Annotated in this window: 1 protein-coding gene; it reads left to right on the top strand. The window is 59.9% G+C overall.

Annotated elements, in window-relative coordinates; genetic code table 11:
• Positions 1 to 288, top strand: a 288-nt coding sequence (locus DEO48_RS15320; protein ID WP_109845640.1) for a hypothetical protein, incomplete at its 5' end; no start/stop codon positions are given.
• Positions 289 to 319: the final 31 nt, after the last annotated feature.

Here is a 319-nt window from a genome sequence, read left to right as displayed (position 1 = left end):
GCGATTGCCTTCGCCATCGCGCTTGTGGTCGTGCTGTTTAACGTGTTCGGGAGTACCGGCGAGATACGCAGTTTTAGTCAGGGAATGGGGTATCTGTTCTGGATGACCCTGGGGCCAGGCGCCGGTATGACTGCAGGCGCGGCGTTGCGTCTGTGGCTGATGCCGGACGCGGTATACACCCGCGAAGGAATGACCGGGCTGCTCAAGGCCCGCCTGTTCTGGCTTGTGGGTCCCCAGTGCATCGGCTGGCTGGCAGGGCTTATCGCCGTGGGTAAACAACTCATGTAACACGGCTGCCCCTCAACAACATTTTTGACTC

This window comes from Enterobacter sp. CGMCC 5087 (assembly GCF_003144775.1).
GTDB classification, from domain to species: Bacteria; Pseudomonadota; Gammaproteobacteria; order Enterobacterales; family Enterobacteriaceae; genus Enterobacter; species Enterobacter cloacae_M.
Note: the sequence above shows the minus strand (reverse complement) of the source record. Positions and strands in the feature narration are given on the sequence as shown.